Source organism: Lysobacter stagni, assembly GCF_030053425.1.
Taxonomy (GTDB): domain Bacteria; phylum Pseudomonadota; class Gammaproteobacteria; order Xanthomonadales; family Xanthomonadaceae; genus Lysobacter_J; species Lysobacter_J stagni.
This window is the reverse complement of sequence record NZ_JASGBI010000001.1, coordinates 2,314,051-2,326,446: the sequence shown is the minus strand read 5'-3', so window position 1 is coordinate 2,326,446 and position 12,396 is coordinate 2,314,051. Positions and strand designations below refer to the sequence as shown.

Below are 12,396 nucleotides of genomic sequence, written 5' to 3'. Positions count from 1 at the left end.
CAGGGTTGTGAGATTGGGATGGTGATCGCCGGCTGTGGAGCCGGCGACGGGCTCAGCCGGTAACGGCCAGTCGCAGGGGCACCGTATGGGTGCGCTCGGTGGGGTAGCCGAACAGATAGCCCTGGCCGTAGGCGCAGCCCAGCTCGCGCAGGGTGGCCCGCTGGGCTTCGTCACGAAAGAGCATGCCTGTCTGCGCCCCCCATGACCGCATTCTCGCGAAACTTTCCGACGGTCTACTCGCCGCCTTCCCCCTGACCGTTACGGGCAATTTTCTGCCACGACAGAGGGAAAACCCGACATCCCCCCTGTGATCCGGACGCTACCTTGCACTTGCGCTCTGAGACCGTAAGGAGGCGCACTCAATCCCTATGAAAGGAGTCATGCGTGAGCGATCCGAAAAGGACTTGGCGCCGGGCGTCGAAAATTCTGCTAACCGTTGCCGTTCTGTTAGGGGGCAGTGCTCATGCGGAACAGGCCCCTCCAATGATCAGGCCGGCGGAACTGAGCAGTTCGGAACGAGCCGAGCTGGAAGCAATGATGGCCGAGCATATCCAGCTGACACTCAAGGAAATGAAGCCCGCGGAGGGGCAGGAGTTCCCGGCCAAGGTCGTTGTACGGTTCGATCCCGAAGGAAACATGCTGATGGTTGAGCTAGGGCGACGGTTTGTACTTAAGCCCGATGGAACGTTGAACGGCGCATACGTGCCAGACCAGTTGCACATGCTCACCGCCGTCATGGACACGATGGTCGCCGAGGTGAAGTACGTCGGCATCAATTACCTGTTCGACGGCAAGAACATCGTCTACTACTACCCAGACCTGAAACCAAGAGCAAAGAAGGCCAGCAGCACCCAGCAGGACTCCAGCTACCCCCCGTTTCCGCCGTACATCCCTCCGCCGGTCAATGACGACCCTTCGCGAATGTACCTCCCGCCGCAACCCTATCCGCTCGTCGCCTACAACCCCCCGAGCGTCGCCATCAACCCTGGGCACGGACTCTACAAGCTCTACAGCGCCGGGACGCTTGATCCGAACTACCGCTGGACCACCCAGCGCGACCCGTCCAACGGCCTGGTGGAAGACGAGATAACCCCGCTTTATGCCACCGAGGTGAAGCAATGGTTCTCGGAGCGCAGCCCGGGTATCGACACCTTCTCGACGCGGTCTACCTCTCCTCTGGTTCACGAACAGAGCACTCGGGAGTCTGGCAGCACTCACCTCTGGACCGACATAGGTGCCAAGTACCATGTGGAACAGTTGTATCCGGGGCGGACGGATCTTTGGGACGTCACATCAAGAACTGACAACCAGCGTGATCGCGCAAAAGACATCAACTCCCGCGCCCTGTTCGCTGATGAGATGGGCGCGCTCGCGATGATCAGCCTGCATACGAATGCCGCACCCGACGCCACCACCGCGCTTACAGCCCGAGGGACGCAGGTCTTCTATGCCACAGGGCAGGCTGAAGGCTTAGCACTCGCTTCCAGCATTGCCTGCCATATGGAAGAACTGATTCATGCGCAACCCACATACCAGAACTGGACGATGCGTGAGACTCGACCAAGTGACCAGTACGCGGAGAACTCCGGTTCCATGCCCTCTGCATTGGTCGAGATTGCCTTCCACACAAACCCGGATGATGCCCTCGCGCTACAGGACTCGCGCTTTCGCACCGCATCGATGAAAGGCGTCGAGAAGGGCTATCGGATGTGGCGCGAAGCAAAGCCCTGCCAACCCTTGGCTATTGCGAGCGTGACGGATTCGACTGCCCCCAGGGGCGACAAAGCAGCATCTGACATCCACTTCAAAGGTTACCCAACCTTTCCAGTCACGCTGAAACTCGACATCGTGAAGTGCCCAGCGGGATGGACATGCACAGGTGGAAACTCGACCTATCAATCGAGCCAGGCATCCCCGCTGACCTGGATGTTTGCATGCAACGCGAGCACGACAGGAGTCACACGCGTCCGGAGCACGTTGATCGATGCGGATGGCGTTACGTCCAATCCGGTAGAGTCGAATGTGACGTGCACGACGTCCACTGGAACAACTGATTCAAGTCAAGGCTCGCCATTTCCTATCGTCGGAAGTGCGCAGTAACCCGTTAATTAGCCGGTAACGGCCAGCCGCAGGGGCACCGTGTGGGTGCGCTCGGTGGGGTAGCCGAACAGATAGCCCTGGCCGTAGGCGCAGCCCAGCTCGCGCAGGGTGGCCCGCTGGGCTTCGTTCTCGACGCCTTCGCCGATGGTGTGGATGCCCAGGGTGCCCGCCAGCGCCTGGATGGCGCGCACCACGGCCACGCTTTCGGGCTGGGTATCGCCCACCAGGCCGGCAACGAAACTCTGGTCGATCTTCAGGCACTCGATCGGGAACCGGTGCAGGTACGACAGCGCCGAGAAGCCGGTGCCGAAGTCGTCCAGCTGAGCCAGCACGCCGTGGCTGCGCAGCGTGCGCAGCATGCGCAGCGCGCGCGGGACGTCGTCCAGCAGGGCGACCTCGGTGATCTCGATGCGCAGGCGGTGCGGGTCCGCGCCGGCCTGGTCGATCATGCGCAGCAGGCGGTCGGCGAAGTCCGACGAGCGGAAGTGCCGCGGCGACACGTTGACCGAGATGTACCCTTCCCCGCCCCGCGCCAGCTCCTCCATGACCTGCCCGTAGAGGATCCAGTCGACCTCCTCGATCAGGCCGCTGTCCTCGCCCACACCGATGAACTCGCTGGGCGTGAGCAGGCCGCGCCGCTCATGGCGCCAGCGCAGCAGGGCTTCGTGGCCGATGACGCGCTGGTCGTCCAGGCGAACGATCGGCTGGTAGAACGCGACGAAACCGTCGCCGTTGATCGCGCGGCGCAGGTCGGCTTCCAGGTCGAGGATGCGCACGGCCTCCTCGCGCATGGCCTCATCGAATACCGCCCAGCGATCGCGGCCGGCCGACTTGGCCCGGTACATGGCGGCGTCGGCATCGCGAAGCAGTTCGGCACCGGTGCGGTAGCGCGGATGCCACAGCGCGATGCCCAGGCTTGCGGAGGGGAACACCTCGCGCCCGGCGATCCAGCACGGCTCGCCCAGCGCGCGCAGCACGCGCTGCGCGAGCTCCTCGGCGACCTGCGGGCCCTCGATGTTCTCGATCAGGATGGCGTACTCGTCGCCACCCAGGCGTGCGACCGTGTCACCGGTGCGCACGGCATCGACGATGCGGCGACCGGTCTCGATCAGCAGTTCGTCGCCCGCCGCGTGGCCCACGCTGTCGTTGACCAGCTTGAAGCGGTCCAGGTCGAGGAACAGCACGGCGAAGGTGCGGCTGGAATCGGCGTGCGCGTGCGCGATGGCCTGCGCCAGCCGATCCAGCAGCTGGCTGCGGTTGGGCAGGCCGGTCAACGCGTCGTGCATGGCCTGGTGGGTGAGCTGCTGCTCCACCCTCAGGCGCTCGCCGATCTGCGACAGCAGCTCCGCGTTGGCCTGCGCCAGCTCGCGGGTGCGCGAGTCCACGCGCTGTTCCAGCTCGGCGTGCGCGGTCACCAGGCGATCCTGCGACTGCTTGCGCGCCAGGCCGATGGAAATGTGGTGGGCGACGAAGGTGAGCAGTTCCTGGTCGCGCTGGCTGAAGTTGATCGCCGGCGAGTAGCTCTGCACGGTAATCACGCCCACGACCGCCTCGTTGCGGAACAGCGGCACGCCCAGCCAGCAGTGCGCGAGCGAACCGCGACTGCGCACCAGCCCCTGCGACTCGAGCGCGGCGATGCGCTTGCGGTCGGCCAGCAGCGGTCGACCGCGCTCGATCACGTACTCGGTCAGGCCCGAGGTGAGCTTGCGGGTCTCGCGCACGGCATCGCGCTCGTCGATGGAGTACGGGAATTCCAGCCGCTCGCCGTCATCGGTGAGCAACGCGATGTAGAAGTTGCGCGCGTACAGCAGGTCGCTGACGACGTCGTGCACCTGCGTGTAGAAGCGCTCGAGCGTTTCGGAGGTGATCGACAGCTCGGCGATGCGGAACAGTGCGCGCTGCAGGCGTTCGGCGCGCTGACGCTCGATGATCTCGGCCTGCAGGTCGCGGTTGCTCAGCTGCAATGCCTGGGTGCGTTCCTCGACGCGGCGTTCGAGTTCCTCGCGCGCATGGAAGCGGTCCAGTGCGGTGAGGATGTGCTGAGCGACGAACGCCAGCAGCGCGCGTTCCTCCTCGCCGTAGACGTCGGGACGGTCGTAGCTCTGCACCACGATCGCGCCGCAGATGCGGTCGTCGCGGCGCATCGGCACGCCCAGCCAGTCCTCGCTGTCGGGGCCATGGCGGCTGTCGCGCGCCACGCCGAGCCGTTCGCGGATGTCGGCCGAAGGGCCCTGCAGCGGCTCGCCGTGCCGCAACAGCGCGACGGTCACGCTGTTGGGCATCTCCTCGATGGGGATGTCGCGTTCGGGTTCGGCGACGTAGGTGTCGCGCTGGTCGGCGAAGTACAGGAAGCGCAGCGTGTCGCGCACATCGTCGTACAGGACGATGTACAGATTCGCCGCGTACATCAGGCCGGCGACGACGGTGTGCAACCGGCGCAGCATGTCGGCCAGTTCGAGATCCGAGCCGGCGAGGTCGGCGATCTCGAACAGCGCCTGCTGCAGGCGTTCGGACTTCTCCAGCGATTCGGCGCGCGCCAGCGTGCGCAGCGCGACCAGGTGCGCATGGATCACCTGGCGGGCCAGCGCGATCCACATCGAACGCGTTTCCGTCGCGATCGGACCGGGCAGCTGCGCCGCCATCGCCACCCGCACCCCTTCCGGCGAGGTCCAGCTGGCTTCGATGCGATGCGAGTGCTGGCCGACGGGCTCGCGCCCCAGCAGCGATTCGGCACGGTTGGCCAGGGTGCTGGTCGCCCCTGCCGAGGCCGACCCCGCCGCCACCACGCCCTGGGGATCGCGCCAGAGCACGGCCACTTCCGAGCCGGGCGGGAGCGCCTCCTGCAGGGTGTCCGCAAGCACGTCGCGGCCACTGCGGGCGTCGACGATCCTTACGGCTTTTGGCCTGGTGCGGTTGGACACTAGTGAATCAGCCCCTGGGCAGACGAAGCAGGATAGCGCGGCCTTTCGCGATCGTGTCCAACCCCATCCGGAACTGCGACCCGTTCATCCGAATATGGACCTGGCCATTGCATTCCCGGGGCAGACCCCGGCCGAAGCCGTGTGCTTCACGCCGGCGCGCCCAACCCGTACCCTGCCGCGGATGAACACGGGCGCGGACACCCCTGACGACGCACTGATGCTGGCCTGGACGGCCGGCGACGTGGCTGCGTTCGAGGTGCTCTACGCCCGGCACCGCGGCCCGCTGTACCGGTTCCTGCTCCGCCAGCTGCGCGACCAGGCGCTGGCCGACGAATTCTTCCAGGACGTCTGGCAGCGCGTGATCGCCGCGCGCCAGGGCTGGAAACCGGACGCCGCGTTCAGGACCTGGCTTTTCCGCATCGCCCACAATCGCCTCAACGACCATTGGCGCGGCCTGAAGCACCGCCCCGCCGCCCCCGCCGATGGCGACGAGCGCGCCACGCGCGTGCCGGACCCCAGCAGCCCGGAGCACGAGCTGTCGGAGTTCGAACAACGGCGGCGGCTGCAACTGGCCATCGAGGACCTGCCCGAAGAGCAGCGCGAAGTGGTGGTGCTGCGCCTGGAACAGGAGTTGAGCCTGGAGGAGATCGGCGACATCACCGGTGTGGGCCGGGAGACCGTCAAATCGCGACTGCGATACGCGATGGACAAGCTGCGCGCGAGACTGACCGAATGAGCCGCACCGACCGCGACCCGCTGAGCCCGGAAGAACGCGCACTGGCCGACCGCCTGGTGCGTCTGGGCCCGCACGACGGCCCGCCGCCCGCACTGGACGCGCGCATCCTCGCGGCCGCGCACGCGGCGGCTGCGCGTCCGCACCGCAGACGCTGGCTCGGTCTGGCCGCCATCCCGGGCGGGCTCATCACCGGCGCGGGCATGGCCGCCGCGCTGGTCCTGGTGGTCGGCGTGGTCTGGCAGTTGCGTCCGTCCAGCCCGACCGCGCGCCTTCCCCGCGAGGAAGGCGACATGGGCGTGGTCAGCGTCGACCTGATCAAGCGCGAAGCGCGGAAGCCAACGGCACCGCCGCCCCCGCCCCCGCCGGAAACCGTCGCGTCCGCGCGTGCGCTGCAAGCACCCGCGCCGGCCATGGCCCGCAAGGCCGCCCCCGCCGCGCCGGCGCCCGCCCCCGTTACCGACGAACACGACCACTACGTGGACGAGGCCGTCGCGCACACCTCCACCGCCGCCGCCGCGGCAGCCTATTCGGCCCCCGCCCCACCGCCACCACCGGCGGCTATCGCCGAGGCGGCGGAAGCCGACGCGCGCGAAGAGCAGATGCATCGCCGGATGGCGGCCCAGACCGCGGCGGAATCCGCCGCGCGCGAGCGCAGCGACGGGGCGGCAGCCGCATCCGCCAAGCGTGCCGCGATGGCGGCGCCTGCTCCCGCAGCCGCACCGGCCCCGGCAAGCGCGGCTGATGTCGCGGTCGCTCCCAACGCCTCGGCTGCGACCGATGTCGCCGCCGATGCCGCACTGGAACCGGCGCAATGGCTGCAGCGCATCCGCGAACGCCGCGATGCGGGCGACATCGATGGCGCGCGCGAAAGCCTCAGGCATTTCCGCGAAGCCCACCCGCGCGTGCGCGTGCCGCGCGATCTGCGCGAGCTCGCCGCACCCGCCCGATGAGCAGCACGCTGGCCGGTCCGACCTCGTTCCTGCTCGAGGTCAAGCACAGCCGTTTCCTGGTCAACGCCGCCGCCGTGGATACCCCGGAAGAAGCGCTCGCCTTCGTCGCGCAGGTCGGCGATCCGGCAGCCACCCACAACTGCTGGGCCTACCGCATCGGCAGCGAATACCGCTTCAACGACGATGGCGAACCCGCAGGCACGGCGGGCCGCCCCATCCTCTCCGCCATCGACGGCCAGGGGCTGGACCGCGTGGTGGCCGTGGTCACTCGCTGGTTCGGCGGCATCAAGCTCGGCGCGGGCGGTCTGGTGAGGGCCTACGGTGGCAGCGCGGCGGAGTGCCTGCGCGTCGCCCCGCGCCGCGAACTTGTCGCCTATGCGGAGTTGGCGCTGGAGTACCCGTTCGCCGACACGGGAGCCGTCCACGCCGCACTGGCCCTGTTTGGCGCACAGAAGCTCGACGAGCGCTTCGATGCGGACGGCGCGCACCTGCACGTGCGACTGCCCGCGGACCGCGTGGACGACTTGAAAGTACGCCTGCGCGACGCCACCCGGGATCGGACGCGCTTTCTTTCCGGTTGACCGGGCGGCGCGCGCCTTCGCCATCATCGGCGAAGCCGATTCCCCCGAACCCGGACCATACTTGCCGCATGAGCGACGCTTCCCCCGCCAAAGCCCCCATCGGCAGTCTGCGCACCCTGTGGCCGTTCGTACGGCGCCATCGCAATCTGTTCGTCGCATGGCTGGTAGCGCTGGCCGCGTCGAGCGCGGCGACGCTGAGCATGCCCGCCGCGTTCCGCACGATGATCGACCATGGCTTCGCCCCGGGTGCCGCCGCGGCCGGATCGGGTGCCATCGATCGCGCCTTCCTGCTGCTGTTCGCGGTGGCCGCCGCCCTGGCGCTGGCCACCGCCGCGCGCTTCTTCTTCGTTTCGCTGCTGGGCGAACGCGTCGTCGCGGATCTGCGCCGGCAGCTGTACGCCCACCTCATCGGCCTGGACGCGGGTTTCCACGACCGCAACCGCAGTGGCGAACTGGTCTCGCGCCTGATCGCCGACGCCGAACTGCTCCGCAGCGTGGTCGGATCGAGCATGTCGGTCGCGCTGCGCAGCTCGGTCACCGTCATCGGTGGCCTGGCGATGCTGTTCGTCACCAGTCCGCGGCTGGCGGCCTTCGCACTGGTCGGCATCCCGCTCGCGGTGCTGCCCATCGTGCTGGGCGGGCGACGGTTGAAGAAGATCTCGCGCGCCAGCCAGGATCGCGTGGCCGATGCCAATGCGATGGCCAGCGAAACCCTTGGTGCGGTGCGCACCGTGCAGGCGCATGCACGCGAACCGTATGAACTGGGCCGCTTCGGCAGCGCGCTGAAGATCGCCGTGGACACCGCGCGCCGGCGCATCCAGGCACAGGCCTGGGTCACGGCCATCGCGATCCTTCTGGTGTTCGGCGCGATCATCCTGGTGCTCTGGTCCGGCGCGCACGACGTGATGGCCGGGCGCATGACCGCGGGCACGCTCGCGCAGTTCGTGCTGTATGCGCTGATCGTCGGCGGTTCGGTGGGCTCGCTGGCCGAAGTGTGGAACGAGCTGCAACGCGCCGCTGCCGGCATGGGCCGCATCAGCGAACTGCTGGAAGAGAATCCCGCCGTCGCCTCGCCCGCGCAGCCGCTAGCCCTGCCGCAACCGCTGCGAGGCGAAATCACGTTCGACAACGTGACCTTCCACTACCCTCTGCGCCCCGACGCCCCGGCGCTGGAAGGCTTCGACCTGCACGTACGCCCCGGCGAAACGGTGGCGCTGGTGGGCCCGTCGGGCGCCGGCAAGAGCACGGTGTTCTCGATGCTGCTGCGCTTCCACGATCCGCAGTCCGGCGATGTGCGCATCGACGGCGCCGACATCCGCCAGCTCGACCTGGCCGCGCTGCGCGAGGCCATCGCGCTGGTGCCGCAACAGCCCACGATCTTCGCCACCAGCGCGCGGGAAAACATCCGCTATGGCCGCCTGGAAGCCGACGACGCGCAGATCGCGCAGGCGGTGGATGCCGCGCACGCGGCCGACTTCATCCACGCCCTGCCGCAGGGACTGGACACCGAACTGGGCGAGCGTGGCGCGCGCCTGTCCGGAGGCCAGCAGCAACGCATCGCCATCGCCCGCGCCCTGCTGAAGGACGCACCGATCCTGCTGCTGGACGAAGCCACCAGCGCACTGGACGCGCAGAGCGAACGCGCGGTGCAGCAGGCGCTGGAAACGCTGATGGAAGGACGCACCACGCTGGTGATCGCACACCGCCTGGCCACCGTGCTCAAGGCCGACCGCATCGTCGTCATGGACCGCGGCCGCATCATTGCCGAAGGCACGCACGAGAAGCTGCTCGCCGAAGGCGGCCTGTACGCGGAACTGGCGAAGCTGCAGTTCCTGGACTGACCTCCGGCATATCCGCCCGTGGCGCGGGCATGGCAGGCTGCCTGCAGGTCCAGTCGAGGAATCCGCATGCCCGCACACGACATCCGCGTGCTTGGCCCCGACGATGTGGCAGCCATGCGCGCGATGCTCGCCATGCTCGGCGAAGCCTTCGACGAGGTCGCCACGTTCCACGATGCGCCGCCGGGCGATGACTACCTGCGTCGCCTGCTGGGAAGCGATACGTTCATCGCGGTCGCCGCACTGGAGGGCGATGCCGTCGTCGGTGGCCTCGCTGCATACGTGCTGGACAAGTTCGAGCAGGCACGCAGCGAGGTCTACATCTACGACCTTGCCGTGCAGCAGACACACCGCCGCCGCGGTATCGCGACGGCCTTGATCGCACGGTTGCAGCAGGTCGCCCGCACGCGCGGCGCCTGGGTGATCTTCGTCCAGGCCGACCACGGCGACGACCCCGCGATCGCGCTGTACACGAAGCTGGGCACGCGCGAGGACGTGCTGCATTTCGACATCGCCGTGCAGGAAGGTTGGCCCCGTTTCCCCAACGATTCCAGGGAAGGTCCATGACCACGCACATCCAGATTCGAACGTGCCTGCCGGGCGATGAAGACGCCCTGTCGCTCATCGGGCAGGCCACGTTCCTTGAAACGTTCGCCGGCGTGCTCGCGGGGCGCGACATCGTGGCGCATTGCGCCAATGCCCACTCCGCTGTTCTCTATCGCGACTGGTTGAACCACGCCGACTACCGGCTGTGGCTGGCCGAGGCCCATCCGGGGCAGGCGCCCGTCGGCTTCATGGCCCTCGCGCCCGCGCAGCTGCCGCTTCCCGATATTTCCACCCAGGATGTGGAGATCAAGCGCATCTACCTACTCAGCCGGTTCCACGGCGGCGGCCTGGGCAAGCGATTGGTGCTGGAGGCCATCGACGAAGCACGCCAGCGCGATGCCAAAAGGCTGCTTCTGGGCGTCTACGCGCGCAACGATGCTGCGATCGGCTTCTACGAACGCATGGGCTTCCAGAAGTTGGGAACCCGCCGTTTCAATGTCGGCGGCCACGACTACGACGATCACATCATGGGCATGGTGCTGTGACGTACAACAGCACGGCGGGCGAGATCGCACCGGTCACCTGAGGAGGCAGACGAATGCATCCCTTCATGCGCGCCCTGCTCGCCTTCCTCGCGCTCCCCGGCGTTGTTGCGTTCCTCGTGCCGCTGTCGTGGGCATCGCTGGCGCACCTGCCGTTGCGGCAACCCGCGGGGCTGCTCGCGGTGGCGTTGGGCACGTTCGGCCTGCTGTGGTGCGTGCGCGACTTCTACGTGTCGGGCAAAGGCACGCTGGCGCCGTGGGCGCCACCGAAAGAGCTGGTGGTCGTGGGGCTGTACCGCTTCAGCCGCAACCCGATGTATGTGTCGGTGTTCCTGATCCTGCTGGGATGGGCAGCGGCCTTCTGGTCGAGCGGACTGCTGCTGTACGCGCTGGCAGTGGCACTGGCCTTCCACCTGCGCGTGGTGTTCGGCGAAGAACCGTGGCTGGCGCGCACGCACGGCACGGCGTGGGCGCAATACGTCCTGCGCGTGCGTCGCTGGTTCTAGGGCGCCTTCAGGCGTCGGGGACCCAGGCACGCGTCATCAGCGCGTGCGAATCGAAGTCGCGCGGCAACGTGCCATACGCCAGGCCGTGATCGCCGCCGATGCGGGTGGCGCAGAACGCATCGGCCATGAGGTTGCCGCTGCGCAGCAGCAGGCTGGCCTGCAGCGCCAGCGCGATGGCTTCCACCCATCGCCGCGCCTCGGCTTCGGGCAACGTGGCCTCGCCCTGCAGGACCGGCCGCAGTTCCTTGAACTCGGCGTCGAAATCCGGATCCAGGTGCAGCGCGCCTTCCAGTTCCGTAAGCAGTGCGCGGCCAGTGTCCGGCTCCCGGGTGAGCGCACGCAGCACGTCCAGGCACTGGATGTTGCCGCTGCCTTCCCAGATCGAATTGAGCGGCGCCTGCCGATACAGCCGCGGCAGGATCGACTCCTCGATGTAGCCTGCGCCGCCCAGGCATTCCTGCGCTTCGTTGACGAAGCCGGGCGCACGCCGGCACACCCAGTACTTCCCGATCGCCGTGGCGATGCGCGCGAATGCGGCCTCCTGCGGATCGAACGGCGCATGGTCGACGGCGCGCGCCACCCGCATCGCCAGCGCGATGGCGGCTTCCGCCTCGACGGCCAGGTCGGCCAGAACGTTGCGCATCAGCACATGGTCCGCCAGCCGTTTGCCGAAGGCGGTGCGGTGATGCGTGTGGTGCATTGCCTGCGCCAGTGCCATGCGCATTTCCGCTGCGGCCCCCAGCATGCAGTCCAGTCGCGTGAGCATCACCATCTCGATGATGGTGGCCACTCCGCGCCCTTCCTCGCCGATGCGGTAGGCCCACGCATCCATGAGTTCAACTTCGGACGATGCATTGGACCAGTCGCCGAGCTTGTCCTTCAAACGCATCAGCGCGAATGCGTTGCGGCTGCCATCGGGCCGCCAGCGCGGCATGAGGAAGCAGCTGAGGCCGCCGGGTGCCTGCGCAAGCACGAGGAAGGCGTCGGACATCGGCGCGGAAAGGAACCACTTGTGCCCGATCAGCCGGTATTCGCCTTCGGCGCCCAACGGCATGGCGACCGTGGCGTTGGCGCGCACGTCGCTGCCGCCCTGTTTCTCCGTCATGCCCATGCCCAGCGTGATGCCGAGCTTGTGTTCGCAGGCGATGTCGCGCGGGTCGTAGTACGGCGATATCGCCTTGCTTTCCCAGCCGGCCAGCGCGGGCGCATGGCGCAACACCGGCACCGCCGCGTGCGTCATCGTCAGCGGGCAGCTGGTGCCCGGCTCCACCTGATGATGCAGGTAGCTCAGCGCCGCACGTGCCACGTGCACGCCAGGCCGCGGTTGCGACCACGACAAACCCGCCACGCCGTGTTCGATCGCGGACTGCATGATGCGGTGGTAATTGGGATGGAACTCGACCAGGTCGATGCGATGGCCGAAACGATCGTGCGTGCGCAGGCGCGGACGATCACGGTGCGCGTCGAAACTCAGGCGATACAGCTCGTCGCCGGCGAGCGCGCCGTACGTGGCCAGCGCATCGGCGAAGTCGTAGCCGCCTTCGCGCACCACCGCCTCGCGCAGTGCGATGTCGTCGCGCCACAGGTCGCGCGGAGCGAACTCCGGCGGCTGGTTCTCGACGCGATGCGTAACGAACGGCGGCAGCGGTTCCATCTGCAACTCCGGCCAGGGACGG

Annotated in this window: 11 protein-coding genes; 8 read left to right on the top strand and 3 right to left on the bottom strand. The window is 67.8% G+C overall.

Features of this window, described 5'->3' with window-relative positions; translation table 11 throughout:
* Nucleotides 1-52: 52 nt before the first annotated feature.
* On the bottom strand, nt 53-184 hold the full coding sequence (locus QLQ15_RS10905; protein ID WP_283212800.1) for a hypothetical protein: 132 nt from the start codon (nt 182-184) through the stop codon (nt 53-55).
* Between the two features lie 200 nt (nt 185-384).
* On the opposite strand from QLQ15_RS10905, the gene QLQ15_RS10900 reads away from it, so the two are divergent.
* Nucleotides 385-2,100 (top strand): N-acetylmuramoyl-L-alanine amidase family protein, encoded by a 1,716-nt coding sequence (locus tag QLQ15_RS10900; RefSeq protein WP_283212799.1) that lies wholly within the window; start codon nt 385-387, stop codon nt 2,098-2,100.
* Between the two features lie 8 nt (nt 2,101-2,108).
* Here QLQ15_RS10900 and QLQ15_RS10895 read toward each other — a convergent pair whose 3' ends face one another.
* Nucleotides 2,109-4,961: a sensor domain-containing phosphodiesterase gene (locus tag QLQ15_RS10895; RefSeq protein ID WP_432277854.1), complete on the bottom strand. Its 2,853-nt coding sequence runs from the start codon at nt 4,959-4,961 to the stop codon at nt 2,109-2,111.
* Nucleotides 4,962-5,202: 241 nt separating this feature from the next.
* Here QLQ15_RS10895 and QLQ15_RS10890 point away from each other — a divergent pair, with 241 nt between their 5' ends.
* From QLQ15_RS10890 to QLQ15_RS10860, 7 genes are all read left to right on the top strand, one after another.
* On the top strand, nt 5,203-5,757 hold the full coding sequence (locus QLQ15_RS10890; protein ID WP_283213997.1) for an RNA polymerase sigma factor: 555 nt from the start codon (nt 5,203-5,205) through the stop codon (nt 5,755-5,757).
* Complete coding sequence (locus QLQ15_RS10885; protein WP_283212797.1) at nt 5,754-6,707, top strand: hypothetical protein; 954 nt, start codon at nt 5,754-5,756, stop codon at nt 6,705-6,707. The genes QLQ15_RS10890 and QLQ15_RS10885 overlap by 4 nt, the downstream gene beginning before the upstream one ends.
* Nucleotides 6,704-7,288 carry an IMPACT family protein gene (locus tag QLQ15_RS10880; RefSeq protein ID WP_283212796.1) on the top strand — a complete coding sequence of 195 codons (585 nt, stop codon included), beginning with the start codon at nt 6,704-6,706 and terminating at the stop codon, nt 7,286-7,288. The genes QLQ15_RS10885 and QLQ15_RS10880 overlap by 4 nt, the downstream gene beginning before the upstream one ends.
* 68 nt (nt 7,289-7,356) lie before the next feature.
* A complete protein-coding gene (locus tag QLQ15_RS10875) occupies nt 7,357-9,129 on the top strand; it encodes an ABC transporter transmembrane domain-containing protein (protein WP_283212795.1) in 1,773 nt (590 codons plus the stop codon).
* 66 nt (nt 9,130-9,195) lie between these two features.
* Nucleotides 9,196-9,693: an AAC(3)-I family aminoglycoside N-acetyltransferase gene (locus tag QLQ15_RS10870; RefSeq protein ID WP_283212794.1), complete on the top strand. Its 498-nt coding sequence runs from the start codon at nt 9,196-9,198 to the stop codon at nt 9,691-9,693.
* Nucleotides 9,690-10,217 (top strand): GNAT family N-acetyltransferase, encoded by a 528-nt coding sequence (locus QLQ15_RS10865; RefSeq protein WP_283212793.1) that lies wholly within the window; start codon nt 9,690-9,692, stop codon nt 10,215-10,217. Before QLQ15_RS10870 ends, QLQ15_RS10865 begins: the two co-directional genes overlap by 4 nt.
* 53 nt (nt 10,218-10,270) lie before the next feature.
* On the top strand, nt 10,271-10,720 hold the full coding sequence (locus QLQ15_RS10860; RefSeq protein WP_283212792.1) for a methyltransferase family protein: 450 nt from the start codon (nt 10,271-10,273) through the stop codon (nt 10,718-10,720).
* A gap of 7 nt (nt 10,721-10,727) precedes the next feature.
* Here QLQ15_RS10860 and QLQ15_RS10855 read toward each other — a convergent pair whose 3' ends face one another.
* Nucleotides 10,728-12,374: an acyl-CoA dehydrogenase family protein gene (locus tag QLQ15_RS10855; RefSeq protein WP_283212791.1), complete on the bottom strand. Its 1,647-nt coding sequence runs from the start codon at nt 12,372-12,374 to the stop codon at nt 10,728-10,730.
* Between the last annotated feature and the right edge of the window lie 22 nt (nt 12,375-12,396).